Origin of the sequence: Klebsiella sp. X1-16S-Nf21 (assembly GCF_002837615.1) — a bacterium.
Classification (GTDB): domain Bacteria; phylum Pseudomonadota; class Gammaproteobacteria; order Enterobacterales; family Enterobacteriaceae; genus Klebsiella; species Klebsiella variicola.
On record NZ_PJDK01000033.1, the window covers coordinates 1 to 18,375 of the forward strand.

General features: G+C 58.1%; 15 protein-coding genes and 1 pseudogene. 9 read left to right on the forward strand and 7 right to left on the reverse strand.

The features are described from left to right. Window positions 1-99 (forward strand): annotated as a pseudogene (locus CW267_RS15980) (ferredoxin--NADP(+) reductase); the annotation flags it as partial. On the opposite strand, the gene CW267_RS15985 reads toward CW267_RS15980, so the two are convergent. After that, on the reverse strand, window positions 100-528 hold the full coding sequence (locus CW267_RS15985; protein WP_004173894.1) for a DUF805 domain-containing protein: 429 nt from the start codon (window positions 526-528) through the stop codon (window positions 100-102). It abuts the pseudogene before it with no gap. A gap of 112 nt (window positions 529-640) precedes the next feature. Between CW267_RS15985 and CW267_RS15990 the strand changes: the two genes are divergently transcribed. Both CW267_RS15990 and tpiA read left to right on the forward strand, forming a co-directional pair. Next, a complete protein-coding gene (locus tag CW267_RS15990) occupies window positions 641-1,240 on the forward strand; it encodes a YiiQ family protein (protein WP_008806815.1) in 600 nt (199 codons plus the stop codon). A 109-nt stretch (window positions 1,241-1,349) separates the two neighbouring features. Further along, window positions 1,350-2,117, forward strand: coding sequence for a triose-phosphate isomerase (tpiA, locus tag CW267_RS15995; RefSeq protein WP_002922909.1), 768 nt, complete (start codon window positions 1,350-1,352; stop codon window positions 2,115-2,117). A gap of 92 nt (window positions 2,118-2,209) precedes the next feature. Here the strand turns inward: tpiA and CW267_RS16000 are convergent, their stop codons facing one another. The 4 genes from CW267_RS16000 to zapB form a co-directional block, all read right to left on the reverse strand. After that, entirely contained in the window at window positions 2,210-3,514 is a 1,305-nt protein-coding gene (locus tag CW267_RS16000) for an SLC13 family permease (protein ID WP_008806814.1), read from the reverse strand. A gap of 64 nt (window positions 3,515-3,578) precedes the next feature. Next, a complete protein-coding gene (locus CW267_RS16005; RefSeq protein WP_162499948.1) occupies window positions 3,579-4,349 on the reverse strand; it encodes a CDP-diacylglycerol diphosphatase in 771 nt (256 codons plus the stop codon). 246 nt (window positions 4,350-4,595) lie between these two features. Further along, window positions 4,596-5,585 (reverse strand): sulfate ABC transporter substrate-binding protein, encoded by a 990-nt coding sequence (locus CW267_RS16015; protein WP_002922936.1) that lies wholly within the window; start codon window positions 5,583-5,585, stop codon window positions 4,596-4,598. Between the two features lie 151 nt (window positions 5,586-5,736). Further along, window positions 5,737-5,982, reverse strand: a complete 246-nt coding sequence (zapB, locus tag CW267_RS16020; RefSeq protein ID WP_008806812.1) for a septal ring assembly protein ZapB — start codon at window positions 5,980-5,982, stop codon at window positions 5,737-5,739. Between the two features lie 442 nt (window positions 5,983-6,424). Here zapB and CW267_RS16025 point away from each other — a divergent pair, with 442 nt between their 5' ends. Together CW267_RS16025 and glpK are read left to right on the forward strand one after the other, a co-directional pair. Beyond that, entirely contained in the window at window positions 6,425-7,276 is an 852-nt protein-coding gene (locus tag CW267_RS16025) for an MIP/aquaporin family protein (protein ID WP_012967047.1), read from the forward strand. A 21-nt stretch (window positions 7,277-7,297) separates the two neighbouring features. After that, window positions 7,298-8,809, forward strand: a complete 1,512-nt coding sequence (glpK, locus tag CW267_RS16030) for a glycerol kinase GlpK (protein ID WP_008806810.1) — start codon at window positions 7,298-7,300, stop codon at window positions 8,807-8,809. A 114-nt stretch (window positions 8,810-8,923) separates the two neighbouring features. Here glpK and gltS read toward each other — a convergent pair whose 3' ends face one another. Then, complete coding sequence (gene gltS, locus CW267_RS16035; RefSeq protein ID WP_012967046.1) at window positions 8,924-10,126, reverse strand: sodium/glutamate symporter; 1,203 nt, start codon at window positions 10,124-10,126, stop codon at window positions 8,924-8,926. Between the two features lie 284 nt (window positions 10,127-10,410). Between gltS and CW267_RS16040 the strand changes: the two genes are divergently transcribed. The 4 genes from CW267_RS16040 (at window position 10,411) to CW267_RS16055 (ending at window position 16,844) form a co-directional block, all read left to right on the forward strand. After that, window positions 10,411-11,802 carry a nucleobase:cation symporter-2 family protein gene (locus tag CW267_RS16040; protein ID WP_008806808.1) on the forward strand — a complete coding sequence of 464 codons (1,392 nt, stop codon included), beginning with the start codon at window positions 10,411-10,413 and terminating at the stop codon, window positions 11,800-11,802. A gap of 140 nt (window positions 11,803-11,942) precedes the next feature. After that, window positions 11,943-13,640, forward strand: a complete 1,698-nt coding sequence (locus CW267_RS16045; RefSeq protein WP_050887391.1) for an AsmA family protein — start codon at window positions 11,943-11,945, stop codon at window positions 13,638-13,640. A gap of 252 nt (window positions 13,641-13,892) precedes the next feature. Further along, complete coding sequence (locus tag CW267_RS16050; protein WP_048268330.1) at window positions 13,893-15,452, forward strand: PTS transporter subunit EIIC; 1,560 nt, start codon at window positions 13,893-13,895, stop codon at window positions 15,450-15,452. A 12-nt stretch (window positions 15,453-15,464) separates the two neighbouring features. After that, window positions 15,465-16,844 (forward strand): glycoside hydrolase, encoded by a 1,380-nt coding sequence (locus tag CW267_RS16055; protein ID WP_100781158.1) that lies wholly within the window; start codon window positions 15,465-15,467, stop codon window positions 16,842-16,844. A 767-nt stretch (window positions 16,845-17,611) separates the two neighbouring features. Here CW267_RS16055 and CW267_RS16060 read toward each other — a convergent pair. Then, complete coding sequence (locus CW267_RS16060) at window positions 17,612-18,334, reverse strand: MurR/RpiR family transcriptional regulator (RefSeq protein ID WP_012967042.1); 723 nt, start codon at window positions 18,332-18,334, stop codon at window positions 17,612-17,614. Window positions 18,335-18,375: the final 41 nt, after the last annotated feature.

Below are 18,375 nucleotides of genomic sequence, written 5' to 3' on the forward strand. Positions count from 1 at the left end.
ATGGTGCGCGATACCCAACAGCTGTTAAAAGAGACCCGGCAGATGACCAAACATCTGCGTCGCCGGCCGGGCCATATGACAGCGGAGCACTACTGGTAATCAGGCGTCCGCTTTCCAGCGCACGTCCTGGGTCTCCTTGCCGAACTTATTCTCGCCCTGGGTGCCGACAAACGCCCCCAGGTCGATCAACATCATGACGATAATCAACGTCGGCACAAAGCGCCCGACGCCCCACTGCCAGACCTGCGGCAGCATCGCCCAGTTCCCCGCCAGCAGCATCCACGCCAGAATCATCAGCAGCGCCCACAGTCCGGATTTGCCGCGATCGTGCAGCCGCTTGACCACCACCGCCGCCGTCGGCCACAGCAGGCAGACGATAATAAACGCCGCCGTCTGCAGGTTGAGAAGATTGCTGCCTGCCAGGGTAAACAGGGCGCTCATGGTCACCAGCCAAATGGCAATCCAGATCCAGAAATCGCGGCGGCCAATGCGCCCTTTAATTGAGAATAACCACTGCTGTAGGGTCATGCGTTTTTCCTTATCATCATCGTCTGCGTAGTTTACCCTGGCGTCGTGACTTTTTGACAAGCGCCGCGCTTCCCGATTTAATCGTCAGCAGGCAAAAAAAGGAACGACGGGCATGAAGAAGTGGACAATCTTGTGTTTAAGTGGGCTGATGGGCCTGACCGTCGGCCCGCACGCGTTGTCCGCAGAAAGCGAATCGGCGACAGCGGCGCCCTATCTGCTCTCTGGCGCCCCGAGTTTTGACCTGTCGATCAGCCAGTTCCGGGAAAAATTTAACGCCGATAACCCGAAGCTGCCCCTGAACGAATTCCGTTCCATCGCCACCAGCCGGGATCAGGCTAATCTGACCCGCGCCGCCAGCAAAATTAATGAAAATCTCTATGCCTCGACCGCGCTGGAGCGCGGCACGCTGAAGATCAAATCCATGCAGATCACCTGGCTGCCGATCCAGGGGCCGGAGCAAAAGGCGGCGAAAGCCAAAGCGCTGGAGTATATGAGCGCCATGATCCGCGCCTTTGTCCCCACCCTTAGCCCGGCGCAAAGCCAGCAAAAGCTGCAGAAACTGCTGACCGCCGGCAAGGGCAAACGCTACTTTGCCGATACCGAAGGCGCTGTACGCTATGTGGTGGCAGATCATGGCGAAAAGGGTCTGACCTTCGCCATTGAACCGATTAAGCTGGCGTTATCTGAAACGCTGGAAGGCAACAATAAATGACAAAAAGCAAAGCCTTTCCAGTGACGAGTCTCTATACTGTTTCACAGACCATGCTGCCCTCTGGGGCGGCTATATTCCTTAATTCGCTTAAGTAGCGTGGAGAATTAAAATGCGACATCCTTTAGTGATGGGTAACTGGAAACTGAACGGCAGCCGCCACATGGTAAACGAACTGGTTGCGAACCTGCGTACCGAGCTGGCTGGCGTAAGCGGCTGTGCAGTTGCCATCGCCCCGCCGGAAATGTATCTGGACCTGGCTAAACGTGCGGCAGAAGGCAGCCACATTCACCTGGGCGCGCAGAACGTTGACGTGAACCTGTCCGGCGCATTCACCGGTGAAACCTCCGCCGAAATGCTGAAAGATATCGGCGCACAGTACATCATCATCGGCCACTCCGAGCGTCGTACCTACCACAAAGAATCCGACGAGCTGATCGCGAAGAAATTCGCTGTGCTGAAAGAGCAGGGTCTGACCCCGGTACTGTGCATCGGTGAAACCGAAGCCGAAAACGAAGCGGGCAAAACCGAAGAAGTTTGCGCACGTCAGATCGACGCCGTGCTGAAAACGCAGGGCGCTGCCGCTTTCGAAGGCGTGGTTATCGCTTACGAACCGGTATGGGCTATCGGTACCGGCAAATCCGCGACCCCGGCTCAGGCTCAGGCGGTGCACAAATTCATCCGTGACCACATTGCTAAAGCTGACGCGAAAATCGCTGAGCAAGTGATCATCCAGTACGGTGGTTCCGTTAACGCTGGCAACGCAGCAGAGCTGTTCACCCAGCCGGACATCGACGGCGCGCTGGTTGGCGGCGCCTCCCTGAAAGCTGACGCTTTCGCGGTGATCGTTAAAGCAGCAGAAGCAGCGAAAAAAGCGTAATTCGCTTTTCCCGGTGGCGAAACGCGACCGGGGTGACTGACAAAACGTGGGAGCCCGGCTTAGCACAGCGCAAGCCGGGCTTTCTTTTGCCGTTACAGTTTCCCCAACAGCTGATACCACGCGTAGTCCAGCGGCAGTAAAATCAGATAACTCACCGCCGCCAGCGCCAGACACAGTTGCATCCCCGCCCTCGCCGGGACCTTGCCTAACCCCATCGCCACCACGATCGGCGACGCCTGATAGGGCAGCAGCGGCGTGGAATACCCCAGCACCTGAATCATGATCACGCTGAGCAGCGGGAAACCGGTCGCGTCGGCAAAGCTCTGCGCAAAAGTGGTATACAGCGCCGGCACGCCGTTGGCGGTCATAATAAAGTTCAGCGCGCTGGTTATCCCGGTCAGGGCGAGGAAGCTGGTGAACGGATTGTCTTTATCCAGCGGCATCACCTGCAGCAGCGCATTGCCCACCGCACCGCCAATTCCGGTTTGGGTAACGGCGATCGCCAGTCCCAGAATCCCGGCAACATAAATGCAGGTGCGCATATTCACCCCGCTGGCAAACTCCTCACCGTTGATAAAGCCCACCCGCGGCAGCAGCGTGACCACTGCCGCCGCCAGGCCTGTCCACGCCGGGCCGACGCCGTGCCAGCTCTCGGTCACCCATAGCGTGAGGACTACCGCCAGCAGCCACGCCAGACGTTTCTCGTCGCGGCTCATCGGCGGCAGCGGCGCCAGGTCACGCGGTGGATGCGGCTTGCCGGGAAACAGCCTGCAAATCAGCGCCACCAGCACCGCCCCTTTCAGCCAGCCAAGCACCGGCGTATGCAGCAGCAAATAGGGAACATAATTCAGATGGATACCGTACGAGCCTTCCGCCGCGCCGCTCATCACCAGATTTGGCACGTTAGCGGGCAAAATCGTCGCCGAAAGCTGAAAGGTGCCGAACCCCACCGCCAGGGCCAGGCCGAACCAGCCGCGGCTGCCATCGACAATGCCCGCGCGGCGGGCCATCGCCGCCACGATCGGCATCAGCAGCGCGATACGTCCCATGTTGGAAGGCATGACAAACGCCAGCGCGTAGCTCAGCAACACCACGCTGCCGACCATCCGCGGCCAGGAGTCAGTGAGCCGCGCAGACAGCGCCTGCGCCGCCCGGTCCGCCAGCCCGGTTTTACGGATCGCGATACCGAGCACAAAGCCGCTGAACACCAGCCAGAACGCCGAAGAGGCAAAGCCGCCGAAGATCACCTCCGGTGGAGCGATTTTCGCCATCATCGCCGCTGCGAAGAACAGCAGCGCGGTGATAAATTCCGGCAGCAGCGACGTCGCCCAGAGCACAATGGTGACGCCGACAATCAATGAAGGAAGGAACAGCGGGTGGGTAAGCCAGAGCGACATGCCTGTCTCCTGTCGTTTTTTTCAGCAAGAATACGACGACAGGTAAGACAGGTAAACGCCAGAACTAGTGGCTTGCGTTAAGAATGGCGCAGCGATGATCCTGAATTTCTTCCGCTGAAGCCCGGTTCAGGGTCAGCAGGTTACGCTCCGTCGCCAGCAGCACCAGCGAGCCGTCGCTCTGCTGCGCCATCGCCAGCGCGAAGCGTCCCATATGTTCGCGCGCCTCCGGCACCTCTTCCGCCAGCATCAGGAACGGGCTGCGCTGGGCCAGTTCGGCCTCCGTCACCCGGCGCGCCAGGTATTCATGGCCCTGAAGCCCGCCCGGCAGCGGCAGCCAGCGGCTGCTGACCGCGCCCGCATCCTTATCTAACTGCGCGCGCACATCGGGGCGCAGGCAGGAGATATGAATATGGAAATGGTTTTGCGTGCGTCCGCTGCGCGAGTTAATCGCCAGTGATATCGCGTTATCAGGAACCGGCGCGCCGTGACGCTGACTCATGATTTCACGTCCCTGCCAGGCCTGCCAGAAGAAGTTCGGCGTCAACGGGTCCAGCAGCAGCGGGCTTTCGGTGCCGTTAATGCGGTAGGTCGGCATCAGCAAATACTGCAGCGGGCCGTTACGGTCTTTAAACAGCACATAGCCGCCCTTGAGGTTCACTTCCGCGCACGGCGACGGGTTTTGCTGCTGTTGCTGATGGGGTACGCACTGCTGCAGGACAATCTTGCGTAATGCGTCCGGGTTGCCGGAGTGCAGCCAGTAGTAGCCGCCCGCCAGCGCCGCGAGGATCGCCACCAGCAGCGCCAGCAAAAAGTATCTTACTCTTCTCATTTTCATTCCCTGTTAAGCCTGAAGCGGAAGAGTAACGTAATTTGATGACTAAATGAAAACAGATGGCGGGCGGGGAGTTATCCCGGGTAGCGGCTGACGCCTTACCCGGGCTACGGACGGTGCAAATAGTAGCCCGGCTAAGCGCAGAGAAAGCCGGGGATTCCCCGGGTCGCGGCGTTCCGCCTTACCCGGGCTACCAGACGAAGCAGAACTGTAGCCCTGCTAAGCGTAGCGCAAGCAGGGACAAGAGGATTAACGCTGGCTAATCTGGTCGAAGGTGCCGCCGTTGGAGAAGTGCTCTTTCTGCGCTTTCGTCCAGCCGCCGAACTCCTGATCGATAGTAAACAGCTTCAGTTTCGGGAACTCGTTAGCATATTTCTTCGCCACATTCGGATCGCGCGGGCGGTAGAAATTCTTCGCCGCAATCTCCTGGCCTTCCGGCGAGTAGAGATACTTCAGGTACGCTTCCGCCACCTGGCGCGTGCCTTTTTTATCCACCACTTTGTCGACCACAGAGACGGTCGGCTCAGCCAGAATCGACTCACTCGGGGTCACGATTTCAAACTTGTCTTTGCCCAGTTCGTTGGTCGCCAGCAGCGCTTCGTTTTCCCAGGCAATCAGCACATCGCCGATGCCGCGTTCTACGAAGGTATTGGTCGAACCACGCGCGCCGGAGTCCAGCACTTCCACGTTTTTATACAGCGCCTTGACGAATTCCTGGGCTTTGGCCTGGTCGCCGTGATTCTGATGCAGAGCATAGCCCCAGGCTGCCAGATAGTTCCAGCGGGCGCCGCCGGAGCTTTTCGGGTTCGGGGTAATGACCGACACGCCCGGTTTGATCAGGTCGTTCCAGTCATGGATCTGTTTCGGGTTGCCCTTGCGGACGAGGAACACGATGGTTGAGGTATACGGTGCGGAGTTATCCGGCAGGCGTTTCAGCCAGTTTTTATCGATACGGCCGCGTTCAGCAATGGCGTCTACGTCGTAGGCCAGCGCCAGTGTGACCACATCCGCTTCAATACCGTTAATCACTGAGGTCGCCTGTTTGCCAGAACCACCGTGCGACTGGCGGATCACCACGTTGTCGCCGGTCTCCTGCTTCCAGTGCGCGCTAAACGCTTTGTTGTACTGTTCGTACAGCTCGCGCGTTGGATCATAAGAAACGTTTAAAAGCTGAATGTCTTTTGCCAGAACGCTGGCGGATGCCAGCAACAGAGTTAACCCTACGCCCCACTTATTCATCGCACCGCTCTCTTTATGTGTGTTGTGATGGGCTAAGCGTGCCAGAAAGCGATTCAATGATTAAAGAATAAAAAAAGATTGGCTATAACTTGTGGATATAAAGAGGTGAATAAGGATTGCCCCCTCCCGGGCGGGAGAGGGCGCGAAGCGATTAGACTTCTTCCATACGGCCCAGCAGCGCCTGCAGGCGATCCTGCCAGCCCTGCTGTTGCTCTTTCAGCTGGCTGTTTTCGCGCTCCAGCTCTTCACGACCATGCTGCGCGCTCTGAACTTCCTGAACCAGGGTGTTGTTCTTTTCTTTCAGCTCTTCGATTTCCATCTGCAACAGAGTGATGGTATCAATCGCCTGCTGAACTTTAGATTCTAATTTCTCAAACACTTCTAATGACATCGTCATACCTCTCCTGAACTTGCAAGGCGTTGATAGAAACTCGTGTTTCGTATACGCGGTCCCGCCTTAACGAAAATTAGCGCACATAGCGGTGTTATCGTCGATTGTATGAATCCCCGCCGCCCCTGTCCAGCGGCAAGCCGCGCAGATTGCGGTTTGCAACACTTTTCAGTCTTTACCTGGTGCTTTCAGCGCAGTTCGCTCGTACTTCATGGGACATTGTTAATTTTATGGTTAACAAAATGCGAGGTGAAACGCTCCGGCACCGGTCTCAATGCGCGCGGATGGCGCGAAAACGCTCATTTTCTTGACGCGGTACACACATTTGAAGTTCGATATTTCTCGTTTTTGCTCGTTAACGATAAATTAACACTATGCCTACATGGCAATATGGTCGTCTGTGACCACCCTACATACAATAATCATCACCACGCTTCAGGATTCGATTATGAGCCAAACATCAACCTTAAAAGGCCAGTGCATCGCAGAGTTCCTCGGTACCGGGTTGTTGATCTTTTTCGGCGTTGGGTGCGTGGCTGCGCTCAAGGTCGCGGGAGCCAGCTTCGGGCAATGGGAAATCAGCATCATCTGGGGTCTGGGCGTCGCCATGGCGATCTACCTGACCGCTGGGGTCTCCGGTGCGCACCTTAACCCTGCGGTAACTATCGCACTCTGGCTGTTCGCCTGCTTCGATGGCCGCAAAGTGGTCCCTTTTATCATTTCGCAATTCGCTGGCGCCTTTTGCGCTGCGGCATTAGTTTACGGGCTTTACTACAATCTTTTCCTCGATTATGAAACTACCCACCATATGGTCCGCGGCAGCGTAGAAAGCCTCGATCTGGCCGGCATCTTCTCCACCTATCCGAACCCGCATATCAATTTTGTGCAGGCCTTCGCGGTAGAGATGGTGATTACCGCTATCCTGATGGGCGTCATCCTGGCGCTGACCGACGATGGCAACGGCGTGCCGCGCGGCCCGCTTGCTCCGCTGCTGATCGGCCTGCTGATTGCGGTGATTGGCGCCTCCATGGGACCGCTGACCGGCTTCGCCATGAACCCGGCGCGTGATATCGGCCCGAAAGCTTTCGCCTGGCTGGCCGGCTGGGGCGACGTCGCCTTCACCGGCGGCAAAGATATTCCTTATTTCCTGGTGCCGCTGTGCGCACCGGTGGTCGGCGCGGCGCTGGGCGCATTCAGCTATCGTAAGCTGATTGGCCGTCACCTGCCTTGCGACACCTGCGTGGATGAAGAGCAACAGAGCCCCTCCTCTTCCACCACTCAACATAAAGCTTCGCTGTAATCTGACTACGGGACACCGACTATGACCGACAAAAAATATATCGTTGCGCTTGACCAGGGCACTACCAGCTCCCGGGCCGTTGTGATGGATCATGATGCCAATATCGTCAGCGTCTCCCAGCGAGAATTTGAACAAATTTATCCTAAGCCAGGCTGGGTCGAACATGACCCGATGGAAATCTGGGCTTCCCAAAGCTCAACGCTGGTCGAAGCGCTGGCCAAAGCGGATATCAACTCCGATCAGATCGCGGCCATCGGCATCACCAACCAACGTGAGACCGTGGTGGTGTGGGAGCGTGAGACCGGTAAACCCATCTACAACGCCATCGTCTGGCAGTGCCGCCGTACCGCGGAGATCTGCGAGCAGCTCAAGCGTGACGGGATGGAAGAGTATATCCGCAAGGCCACAGGCCTGGTGGTGGACCCCTACTTCTCCGGCACCAAGGTAAAATGGATCCTCGACCATGTCGAAGGTTCCCGTGAACGTGCGAAACGCGGCGAGCTGCTGTTCGGCACCGTTGACACCTGGCTTATCTGGAAGATGACCCAGGGCCGCGTGCACGTTACCGACTACACCAACGCCTCACGTACCATGCTATTCAACATCCACGAGCTGGACTGGGACGACAAAATGCTCGACGCGCTGGACATTCCGCGCGCCATGCTGCCGGAAGTGCGCAAGTCTTCCGAAGTGTACGGCCAGACCAACATCGGTGGTAAAGGCGGGACCCGTATCCCTATCGCCGGGATCGCCGGTGACCAGCAGGCGGCCCTGTTCGGCCAGCTATGCGTCAAAGAAGGGATGGCGAAAAACACCTATGGCACCGGCTGCTTTATGCTGATGAACACCGGTGAAAAAGCGGTTACCTCCACCCACGGTCTGCTGACCACCATCGCCTGCGGCCCGCGCGGCGAGGTGAACTACGCGCTGGAAGGGGCGGTGTTTATGGCCGGCGCGTCCATTCAGTGGCTGCGTGACGAGATGAAGCTCATCAGCGATGCCTTCGATTCCGAGTACTTCGCCACCAAAGTGAAGGATACCAACGGCGTATACGTGGTACCCGCGTTCACTGGTCTTGGCGCACCATACTGGGACCCGTATGCCCGCGGCGCGATTTTCGGCCTCACCCGCGGCGTGAACTCCAACCACATTATCCGTGCGACGCTGGAGTCCATCGCCTATCAGACCCGCGATGTGCTGGAGGCGATGCAGGCAGACTCTGGCATTCGTCTGCACGCCCTGCGCGTGGACGGCGGCGCGGTGGCTAACAACTTCCTGATGCAGTTCCAGTCCGATATCCTCGGCACCCGTGTCGAGCGTCCGGAAGTACGCGAAGTGACGGCGCTGGGCGCAGCCTATCTGGCGGGTCTGGCGGTCGGTTTCTGGCAGAATCTGGACGAGCTGCAGGAGAAAGCGGTGATTGAGCGCGAATTCCGCCCGGGGATTGAAACCACTGAGCGTAACTATCGTTACAGCGGCTGGAAGAAAGCGGTGAAACGCGCGTTAGCGTGGGAAGAGCACGACGAAGCGTAATATTGTGGAGGTATTCCCGGCTTGCGGCGTAAACGCCTTAGCCGGGCTACAAAACCCCAAACAGCACGATCTTGTAGCCCGGACAGGTGCGCAGCACCGCCTCCGGGTTTTTTATCAGCCAAATATTGGCAGCAGCAGGTATAGCTTAATCACCAGTGCGTTGACGATGTCGATAAAGAACGCTCCCACCATCGGCACCACCAGGAAGGCCATATGTGACGGGCCAAAGCGGTCGGTAATCGCCTGCATATTAGCAATCGCCGTCGGCGTTGCGCCCAGACCAAACCCGCAGTGGCCCGCCGCCAGCACCGCGGCATCGTAATTCTTGCCCATCATCCGGTAGGTAACGAACACCGCATACAGCGCCATCGCCAGCGCCTGCACCGCCAGGATAATAATCATCGGCAGCGCCAGCGAGGCCAGCTCCCACAGCTTGAGGCTCATCAGCGCCATGGCGAGGAACAGCGACAGGCTGACGTTGCCCAGCACCGATACCGCCCTATCGAACACCCGATACAACCCCGCCAGCGCCAGGCTGTTGCTGAGGATCACACCGATAAACAGCACGCAGACGAAAGTCGGCAGCTCGAAGACGCTGCCCGCCAGCAGTTGCGCAACCACCTTGCCCACCGTCAGACAGATAGCGATCAGGGCGATACTTTCGATCAGCACCAGCGAGGTGATTACCCGCCCCACGTCCGGTTTTTCAAAGGCGGTTGGCGCCACCTGATCGTCCGGAGTGCCGTCCGGAGAGGAAGAGTGCTTCACCAGGTAGCGAGCCACCGGGCCGCCGATCAGGCCGCCCAGCACCAGGCCGAAAGTCGCGCAGGCCATCGCCACTTCGGTGGCGTTGGCAAAACCATAGCGTTCAACGAACAGCTTGCTCCACGCCGCCCCGGTGCCGTGGCCGCCGGATAAGGTAATCGACCCGGCCAGCAGGCCCATCAGCGGATCCAGCCCCAGCAGCGTCGCCATGCCGATACCGAGGGCATTCTGCAACAGCAGCAGGCCAACTACCACGATCAGGAAAGTGCCCAGCACCTTGCCGCCGGCCCGCAGGCTGGCGAGGTTGGCGTTAAGACCGATGGTGGCGAAGAACGCCAGCATCAGCGGGTCTTTCAGACTCATATCGAAATCAATTTCGATATCCATGCTTTTCTTCAGCACCAGCAGCGCCAGCGCTACCAGCAAACCGCCGGCAACAGGTTCAGGAATGGTGTATTTCTTGAGGAAGGGAACGGTTTGCACGAGTTTTCTGCCGAGCAATAGCACAAGCGTTGCGGCAACGAGCGTCGATAAGGTATCGAGGTGAAACATAAAAAGCTCCTTATGGGCGCATGATCCATTCACACGCGACGTAATTCCTGGTGTCTTTAGCTTCTCATCATGAGGAGTCAGAAGGGGATTTTACGCAGAACGGCGGAAAAAATGACAGAAAAAGATATTTTGTATCCTTAATGATGCGATTTAGCATACAAAATGTTAATAACCTCGTTGCGCATATTCACGGCATAAATTTTTATGACCAAATGCTGGCAAACGTTTGCTTTTGGTCTACAGTCCGATAAAATTCCCGCTTTGCCACCTTGGGATTGCTTGTGATGTCCGTTAACACCGCAGAGTCAGAAAATGCGCAACCGGTTGCGCATAAATCAGCTAGCGAATTAATCTACCGCCTCGAAGATCGCCCACCGCTACCGCAAACCCTGTTCGCCGCCTTCCAGCACCTGCTGGCGATGTTTGTCGCGGTGATCACTCCAGCGCTGTTAATCTGCCAGGCTCTCGGTCTCCCGGCGCAAGATACCCAACATATCATCAGCATGTCGCTGTTCGCTTCCGGTGTCGCCTCTATTATTCAGATCAAAGCCTGGGGCCCGGTCGGCTCCGGATTGCTCTCCATCCAGGGCACCAGCTTTAACTTTGTCGCCCCGCTGATCATGGGCGGTACCGCATTGAAAACCGGCGGCGCCGACGTCCCCACCATGATGGCCGCCCTGTTCGGCACCCTGATGCTGGCCAGCTGCACGGAAATGGTGCTCTCCCGCGTCCTGCACCTGGCGCGCCGCATCATTACCCCGCTGGTCTCCGGCGTGGTGGTGATGATTATCGGCCTGTCGCTGATTCAGGTCGGACTGACTTCCATCGGCGGCGGCTACGCGGCGATGGCCGACCACACCTTCGGCGCGCCGAAGAACCTGCTGTTGGCGGGCATCGTGCTGGCGCTGATCATTATTCTCAACCGCCAGCGTAATCCCTATTTGCGCATTGCTTCGCTGGTGATTGCCATGGCGGCGGGCTATCTGGCGGCATGGTTCCTCGATATGCTGCCAGCCAATACCGCCCCGACCAACAGCAGCCTCATCACCGTGCCAACGCCGCTCTACTATGGTCTCGGCATCGACTGGAGCCTGCTGCTGCCGCTGATGCTGGTGTTTATGATCACCTCTCTGGAAACCATCGGCGATATCACCGCCACCTCGGACGTCTCCGAACAGCCGGTTTCCGGTCCGCTGTATATGAAGCGCCTGAAAGGCGGCGTGCTGGCTAACGGCCTGAACTCCTTTGTTTCCGCGGTCTTCAACACTTTCCCGAACTCCTGCTTCGGCCAGAACAACGGCGTGATCCAGCTGACCGGCGTTGCCAGCCGCTACGTCGGATTCGTGGTCGCCCTGATGCTGATCGTCCTCGGTCTGTTCCCGGCGGTGAGCGGCTTCGTGCAGCACATCCCTGAGCCGGTGCTCGGCGGCGCCACGCTGGTGATGTTCGGCACCATTGCCGCGTCCGGCGTGCGCATCGTCTCCCGTGAGCCGCTGAACCGTCGGGCGATCCTGATTATCGCCCTGTCGCTGGCGGTGGGCCTCGGCGTGTCGCAGCAGCCGTTGATCCTGCAGTTCGCCCCAGACTGGCTGAAAAACCTGCTCTCTTCGGGGATTGCCGCCGGCGGTATCACAGCGATTGTTCTGAATTTAATTTTCCCGCCAGAAAAAGCCTGATCTGACGCGCTCCCGGTCGCGCCATTGGCCGGGACGCTCTCCACGACCTGCCTCATCACGGAAATAAACCACGCCCGCCTTGAGAAGTGCGCCTAAATCGGGCATAACACGGTGATGTGCATCTCACAGAATGGAAGACCATGAAATTTCTTGGAAAGCTGATTCTCTGGCTGCTAGTCGCTCTGCTGCTCGTCATTGTTGGCGCGTGGTTCCTGCTGCAAACCCACTGGGGCGCCCGCCAGGCCAGCGCCTGGCTCAGCAATGGCACCGGCTGGCAGGTCTCCTTCGATGCGATGGAACACGATTTCTCCTCCCCTCTTCATGTGCAGTTGCAAAACGTCACCTTTGGCCGGGAAGGCAAGCCGGCCACCCTGGTGGCAAAAACGGTCGATATTGGCTTCAGCACCCGCCAGTTTAGCGATCCGCTGCATGCGGATGAGATAGTCCTTAACGACGGCACTCTGAATCTGTCACCCCACTCTGCCGGCCTGCCGTTCGCTGCCGACCGGCTGATGTTGCGCAACATGGCTTTCAACAGCCCGGAAACCGGCTGGGCGCTCAGCGCGCAGCGCGTCACCGGCGGCGTCAGTCCATGGACGCCGGAAGCGGGCAATGTGCTGGGGAAAACGGCGCAGATCCAGATGAGCGCGGGCTCGATGACGCTCAATGGCGTCGAAGCCAGCAACGTTCTGATTCAGGGCAGGATTGATCAGGGTGAAGTGACCCTCTCCACCCTCGGCGCCGATGTCGCCCGCGGCACCTTAACCGGCAATGCGAAACGCAGCGCCGACGGCAGCTGGCTGGTGGATAACCTCCAGCTCAATGAGATTCGACTGCAGAGCCCCGCCTCGCTGGCCGAGTTTTTCGCGCCGTTAACCACGGTCCCCTCTCTGCAGATTGGCCGCCTGGATATCACCGACGCCCGCCTGCAGGGGCCGGACTGGGCGGTAACCGACCTCGACCTGAGCCTGCGCAACCTGACGCTCAGCCACGGCGGCTGGCAGAGCCAGGACGGCACGCTGTCGATGAACGCCAGCGAATTTATCTACGGCTCGCTGCACTTCTTCGACCCGATTCTGAATGCTGAATTCTCTCCCCAGGGCATTGCGCTGCGCCAGTTCTCCTCGCGCTGGGAGGGCGGCATGGTGCGCACCTCCGGCAACTGGCTGCGCGCTGGTAACGCGCTGGTGCTCGACGACACCGCCTTCGCCGGACTGGAGTACACGCTGCCGGCGAACTGGAAACAGCTGTGGATGGCGCCGATGCCAGCCTGGCTGCAAAGCCTGACGCTGAAAAAATTCAGCGCCAGCCGTAACCTGATCATCGATGTGGATCCTGCCTTCCCGTGGCAAATTACCGCCCTCGATGGCTATGGCGGCGAGCTACAGCTGGTGAAAAACGGCAACTGGGGAGTATGGAACGGCAGCGCGACGCTGAACGCCGCGGCGGCGACTTTTAACCGGATCGACGTGCGCCGCCCGTCACTCAAGCTGAGCGCGACAGCGTCGACGGTCAATATCACTGAGCTTAGCGCCTTCACCGAGCGCGGCATTCTGCAGGCCACCGCCGCGGTATCCCAGCTGCCGCAGCGCCAGGTCAATCTGAGCTTTACCGGCCGCGGCGTGCCGCTGAATATTCTGCAGGCCTGGGGCTGGCCGTCGCTACCGATAAGCGGGGATGGCAATCTCCAGCTGACCGCCAGCGGCAGCGTGCAGGCCGATGCCCCGCTCAAGCCGACGGTCAACGGGCAGCTCAGCGCCGTGAATATGGAGAAACAGCAGGTGGCGCAAATCATGCGCAACGGCGAGGTCAGCCCCGCCCCCGCCGCGCCGCAGTAACCCCCCCCCCTTATCTGGCCCTCTCCCCACGGGGAGAGGGCATGCTTTCCGGCAAACTCCGCTCTGGCCACTCCCTCTCCCTTTCAGGGAGGGGGTTAGGGTGCGAGTCCTGAAACCTGTGTGCAATACGCGGCTATCTGTACCTATTTAGCGCAACAGGTTCCTTTCAAATATCAGAATTGCTATAACCAAATTACTGGAAGTCGATAAAAAACCGCTCCCTGTACCTACAAAAATATAAAAGGATCAATCATGCCTGAAATACGTCAGCGTATTCTGGAGAATATGCAAAAATTCTCCCGGGCCATGATCGGCGCCGTATTGTTCTTGCCGGTCATTGGCTTAATTCTGGCCCTCAGTTCAGTATTAACTAATCCGACATTAATTGCTGAAACCAGTTTCTTACATCAGCTTGGGCAAATGCTCGGCGACACCTTTTGGCCTTTATTTGGCAACCTCGGCTTATTATTTTGCGTCGGCATTAGCTATGGCCTGGCAAAGGATAAAAAAACCGAAGTCGCGCTGGTTGCAGTGATGTGCTTCATTATGTTTCTTGGCGCCAACCACTCCTGGCTGGAACACACCCACGGACTCGCCGAAAAAATTAACGGTGAATATTATGGCACCGGGCAAACCCAGCTGCTGGGCTTTGTGGTGGTGGATATGGGCGTTTTCCTGGGCATTATTCTCGGCTGCACGATTGCGTGGGTGCACAATAAAGTCTCTGCCATTGAGCTGCCTGGCGCGCTGTCGATGTACGGCGGCGCCAAGCTGACGCTGGTGGCGATGACGCCGGTGGTTATCTTCTACGCCATCGCCTTTACCTGGATTTGGCCCTTTATGACCCACGGCATCTCCGCGCTCACCGGTTTTATGAAAAATGCCGGGGTCGCCGGGGTCTTCGTCTATGGTTTCTTTGAAAAATTCCTTATCCCCACCGGCCTGCACCATTTCGTCTGGTCCCCCTTCCAGCTCACCCAGATTGGCGGCACCCTGAACGTGGACGGTCAGGTGGTCTCCGGGACCCAGGCCATTTTCCTCGCCTATATGCGCCACCCCGACCTGACGCCGGTCATGAACGACGCATTACGTTTTTCGCAGCAAGGGATGACCACTATCTTTGGCCTGGCGGGCGCCTCGCTGGCGTTCTACCACACCGCGAAACCGGAGAAGAAAGTGATGGCGAAGGCGATTCTGCTGCCGGCGATCATCACCTCGATGCTGACCGGTATCACCGAACCGATCGAGTTCACCTTCTTGTTTGTCTCGCCGCTGCTGTGGGTGATCCACGCGACGTTAACCGCCGCCTCGCAGGCCATTTGCGACATTTTCACCGTACGTCCCTGGGGAGCATCGGGCCTGATCGAGTTTCTGATCTATAACCTGCCGCTGCCGGTCTCCTTAACGCGCTGGCCGGGCTATGTCCTTATTGGTATCGGCCAGTTCGCCGTTTACTACGTGATTTTCCGCACCCTGGTGGTGAAGCTGAATCTGAAAACGCCGGGCCGGGAAGATGACGAGAACGTGAAGCTTTACAGCAAAGCAGAGTACCGCCAGAAAGTCTCGCAACCGCAGTCGGTCACCGATGACATTATCCGCGGCCTCGGGGGCAAGGAGAATATTCTCTCCGTCGATAATTGTTTTACTCGTCTGCGCGTGGCCGTGCGCGATATGGCGCGGGTTGATGACGCGCAATTAAAAAATACCGGCGCCAACGGCGTCGTACGAAATCGTAATGAAGTTCAGGTTATTTATGGCGTCAAAGTGGGACAGGTACGTTCCCGGGTTGATAACTGGTTAGCAGAAAATTAATGAGGAGTTTGTATGAAATTAACCGTATTAGGCGGGGGCGGCGTTCGCACTGCATTTTTAGCGAAATCTCTGGCCTATAACGCTCACCGCATTGGTTTAACAGAAGTGGTTTTTCTCGATAACTCTGCTGATAATCTGGCGATATTTGGCGAAATTGCCCGCTATGTATTTAATACTATTCGCCCGGATATTCAGTTTAGTACCACTACCGACCCGATCGCAGCGCTGCAGGATGCCAACTATATCATTACCACCCTGCGGGTTGGCGGTGACGAAAGCCGTATTCGCGACGAACGCATTGCGCTTCAGCATAACACCCTCGGCCAGGAGACCACCGGCGCCGGCGGTTTCGCGATGGCCATGCGTTCGATCCCGGCGATCCTTCGCTATTGCCGGCTGATCGAAGAACATGCCGCCGAAGACGCCATTCTGTTTAACTTTACCAACCCGTCAGGCCTGGTGACGGAAGCGATCATCAAGTCCGGTTTTAAGCGCCGGGTCTATGGGATCTGCGATGCTCCCTCCGAGCTGATTCGTGAACTGCCGGCGATCCTTGGTTGTGAAGAACGCGACCTCAGCGTGGAATGCTATGGGCTGAACCATTTCTCATGGTTTACCCACTTCACCGTACGCGGGGAAGAGGTAACCGAACGGCTGATCGCCAGCCCGGAACTGTACCAGAAGACGGCGATGCAGTACTTCTCCCCGGAGCTGGTGCGGCTTTGCGATAATCAGCTCCTCAATGAATATCTCTATTATTACTACTATCGAGAGGTGGCGCTGAAGGCGATTCAGGAAGCCGGCGAGACGCGCGGAGAGCAGATCGCCCGTATCAATCAGGAGATGCGCGAAGCGCTGCGCACTGTGGATGCCAGAACGCAACCGGAAGCCGCTTTCACCATCTGGATGCGGCATTACCTGCGCCGGGAAAACAGCTATATGCAGAATGAGTCGCAGCAGGAAAAATTCCACACCCGCGAACCGCTGACGCTGCGCCAGTTTATCGAAGAGCCGGACACCGGCGGCTATGCCGGGGTGGCGCTGGATATCCTGGAAGCGGTGAACAGCACCACCACCAAGCGTATCGTGGTATCGATCCAGAATCACGACACGCTCGACTTTTTGCGCCCTGACGACGTGATCGAGATCAGCTGCGACCTGAGCCGGGATGGCCTCAAGCCGGTGACGCCGGTGAAGGTGCCGACGGCGCAGAAGAATATGATTTCCTGCGTGAAGGAGTATGAGCGGCTGGCGGTGGCGGCAATCCTGCAGCAGGATAAATCGCTGGCGGTGCGGGCGCTGATGGCGCACCCGCTGATCGGTTCCTATTCGCTGGCGAAAACCCTGGTCGAAGCCTATCTCGACGATGAGCAATTCGCCGCCTGGCAGTAACCCGCATTGCCGATGGGATTCCCCCCCGCTCGCGCTACGCTTAGCGGGGCTACGAACGGAGCGGTTTGTGTTTGATGTAGGCCGGGTCAGGCGTAAGCCGCCACCCGGCAAAATAGCCGCATCACCCGGTAGCCCGGATAAGGCGCCAGCCGCCATCCGGGAACTCCCACACTCGCGACGCGCTTAGCGGGGCTACAAACGGAGCTGTTAGTGTTTGATGTAGGCCGGGTCAGGCGTAAGCCGCCACCCGGCAAAATAGCCGTCTCACCCGGTAGCCCGGATAAGGCGCCAGCCGCCATCCGGGAACTCCCACACTCGCGACGCGCTTAGCGGGGCTACGAACGGAGCGGTTTGTGTTTGATGTAGGCCGGGTCAGGCGTAAGCCGCCACCCGGCAAAATAGCCGTCTCACCCGGTAGCCCGGATAAGGCGCCAGCCGCCATCCGGGAACTCCCCCGCTCGCGCTGCGCTTAGCGGGGCTACGAACGGAGCGGTTTGTATTTGATGTAGGCCGGGTCAGGCGTAAGCCGACACCCGGCAAAATTGCCGTATCACCCGGTAGCCCGGATAAGGCGCCAGCCGCCATCCGGGAGCTCCCCCCGCCCGCACCGCGCTTAGCGGGGCTACGAACGGAGCGGTTTGTGTTTTATGTAGGCCGGGTCAGGCGTAAGCCGCCTCCCGGCAAAATTGCCGCATCACCCGGTAGCCCGGATAAGGCGCCAGCCGCCATCCGGGAACTCCCCCCGCTCGCGTCGCGCTTAGCGGGGGCTAACTATTACTACGTAGGCTGGTAAACCACATCTTCAACAGTCGCTCAAAGCCTAAGATGCAGTAGCCGAAAAACGGGTTGCTCCAGTAAATATCATCGTCGAACTTCTGCGGGTCGTGAATAATAAACGCCGTATCCGCAGCCTGCGCCAGCGGGCTTTGATAGTCGCCGGTAAAGCAGACCAGATTAATCTCCTTCCCCTCCAGGGCCTTCACCCAGTTAAGCGCCGAGCTGCTGCGCCCGGATTTAGAAACGATCCAGATGGAGTCGAAGCGGGCGGCGTTTTTCTGTTCGAGGATTTCATAATCGGGCCACAGCGCCAGGCTGGCATTCACGCCGGTGACGAGGAACTTGTTGTAAATATACTGGGCGATTAGCTGCGAAAAGCCGCTGCCGTGGATCAGGATGCGCTGCTGTTTAAGGCTTGCCAGCAGCGGCGTCAGCGCTTCTTCCGGCTGAACGCTCATGTAGTCGATATCGTTGGTGACATCGAGCTTCGGCATGGTGATATTGAACTTGATGAAATAGACCAGCTCCAGCCAGCCGCTGAACTTCAGTTTCTTCGCCAGCCGGACCAGCGAAGAGGGGTTGCTGTAGCACTGTTCGGCCACAGCGCGGACTCCCTGGCGGATACACTGCTCCGGGTCGTTCTGAATAAAGCGCAGCACGGTCATTTCCGTTTTGCTTAGCTTCACGTCACGAAAGATATTTTCTAAGTCCATGGCGGGCTCCTCTCAACGGCAGAATACGCTAACACCGTTCG

What these genes read in the sequence shown, in the direction of transcription:
- CW267_RS15985 (WP_004173894.1), bottom strand. Translation starts at nt 528, where the DNA reads ATGACCCTACAGCAGTGGTTATTCTCAATTAAAGGGCGCATTGGCCGC.
- CW267_RS15990 (WP_008806815.1), top strand. Translation starts at nt 641, where the DNA reads ATGAAGAAGTGGACAATCTTGTGTTTAAGTGGGCTGATGGGCCTGACC.
- tpiA (WP_002922909.1), top strand. Translation starts at nt 1,350, where the DNA reads ATGCGACATCCTTTAGTGATGGGTAACTGGAAACTGAACGGCAGCCGC.
- CW267_RS16000 (WP_008806814.1), bottom strand. Translation starts at nt 3,514, where the DNA reads ATGTCGCTCTGGCTTACCCACCCGCTGTTCCTTCCTTCATTGATTGTC.
- CW267_RS16005 (WP_162499948.1), bottom strand. Translation starts at nt 4,349, where the DNA reads ATGAAAATGAGAAGAGTAAGATACTTTTTGCTGGCGCTGCTGGTGGCG.
- CW267_RS16015 (WP_002922936.1), bottom strand. Translation starts at nt 5,585, where the DNA reads ATGAATAAGTGGGGCGTAGGGTTAACTCTGTTGCTGGCATCCGCCAGC.
- zapB (WP_008806812.1), bottom strand. Translation starts at nt 5,982, where the DNA reads ATGACGATGTCATTAGAAGTGTTTGAGAAATTAGAATCTAAAGTTCAG.
- CW267_RS16025 (WP_012967047.1), top strand. Translation starts at nt 6,425, where the DNA reads ATGAGCCAAACATCAACCTTAAAAGGCCAGTGCATCGCAGAGTTCCTC.
- glpK (WP_008806810.1), top strand. Translation starts at nt 7,298, where the DNA reads ATGACCGACAAAAAATATATCGTTGCGCTTGACCAGGGCACTACCAGC.
- gltS (WP_012967046.1), bottom strand. Translation starts at nt 10,126, where the DNA reads ATGTTTCACCTCGATACCTTATCGACGCTCGTTGCCGCAACGCTTGTG.
- CW267_RS16040 (WP_008806808.1), top strand. Translation starts at nt 10,411, where the DNA reads ATGTCCGTTAACACCGCAGAGTCAGAAAATGCGCAACCGGTTGCGCAT.
- CW267_RS16045 (WP_050887391.1), top strand. Translation starts at nt 11,943, where the DNA reads ATGAAATTTCTTGGAAAGCTGATTCTCTGGCTGCTAGTCGCTCTGCTG.
- CW267_RS16050 (WP_048268330.1), top strand. Translation starts at nt 13,893, where the DNA reads ATGCCTGAAATACGTCAGCGTATTCTGGAGAATATGCAAAAATTCTCC.
- CW267_RS16055 (WP_100781158.1), top strand. Translation starts at nt 15,465, where the DNA reads ATGAAATTAACCGTATTAGGCGGGGGCGGCGTTCGCACTGCATTTTTA.
- CW267_RS16060 (WP_012967042.1), bottom strand. Translation starts at nt 18,334, where the DNA reads ATGGACTTAGAAAATATCTTTCGTGACGTGAAGCTAAGCAAAACGGAA.